Source organism: Corynebacterium sp. A21 (genome assembly GCF_052266655.1).
GTDB lineage: Bacteria > Actinomycetota > Actinomycetes > Mycobacteriales > Mycobacteriaceae > Corynebacterium.
This window is the reverse complement of sequence record NZ_JBQPQY010000028.1, coordinates 1-806: the sequence shown is the minus strand read 5'-3', so window position 1 is coordinate 806 and position 806 is coordinate 1. Positions and strand designations below refer to the sequence as shown.

At 62.8% G+C, this 806-nt stretch carries 2 protein-coding genes; both read right to left on the bottom strand.

All coding sequences use genetic code 11. The annotated features are described in order from the left end of the window. Positions 1-480: phosphate signaling complex PhoU family protein (locus ACTU46_RS16155; protein WP_443383952.1), on the bottom strand; the 480-nt coding region annotated here is incomplete at its 3' end. Between the two features lie 150 nt (positions 481-630). Further along, positions 631-806, bottom strand: a 176-nt coding sequence (locus tag ACTU46_RS16150; protein ID WP_443383955.1) for a WhiB family transcriptional regulator, incomplete at its 5' end; no start/stop codon positions are given.

The following is an 806-nucleotide window of genomic DNA, read 5'->3' as shown; positions in this document are numbered from 1 at the left end:
GAGGTCATCGACGGCGTCATCCTCATCGGCCAGGGCGATCGCAATGTCGGCATCCGGTGCGATGAGAAGATCACGGGTCTTATTGACCATGTCCACGGTCAGGCGGGTGAGTTCTTCGAAATAGCCGGTCAGGGCGGCCGGGATGGCTAGGTCGGGGTGGCGTCGGCGGGCTGACCCCGCGATGTGGGTGGCCAGTGCTGCCATGCGGTCGAGGTTCTCGACGATATAGATCGAGGAGATGACCTGGCGGAGATCTCGGGCCATCGGGTTGTGCAGGGCGAGGAGATCCACGGCACGCTGGGTGCAGCGGGTGCGGATCTCGGGTAGGTCTTCGGCACGGGTGAGTGCTGTTTCCGCGGATTCCAACGATCCTCGCAGTAGTGCGTCGCAGGCCTGGACCATGATGTCGCGGACCAGGTCGCTCATGATGATCAGGTCGTGGGCGAAGTCGTTGAGTTGTTCCTGGTAGGTCGCACGCATGGGTATCACTATAGGAATGATGACCTCAGTCTGCAGGGGGATTCGATTGCTGGGACTGTCCCTAGGGGTTAGACGATGATCGCGGGGTGTTGCTGCTGGTGGTGAGTTGACCGTGGTCGCAGAGATCCTGGCGAGGCCGGGCTGTATCTGTCAGGGGGCCTGGCGGATGCCGGTAAGTTCACCACCGGCAGCGAGGTGGTGTGCCCAGTTCTCGACATGGGGGTTGTCGCGCAAGACCGCGCGGCGTTGACGCTCGGTCAGCCCACCCCAGACCCCGAATTCCTCCCGGCTATCCAACGCGGTCACCAGACACTGGGTGCGTACCG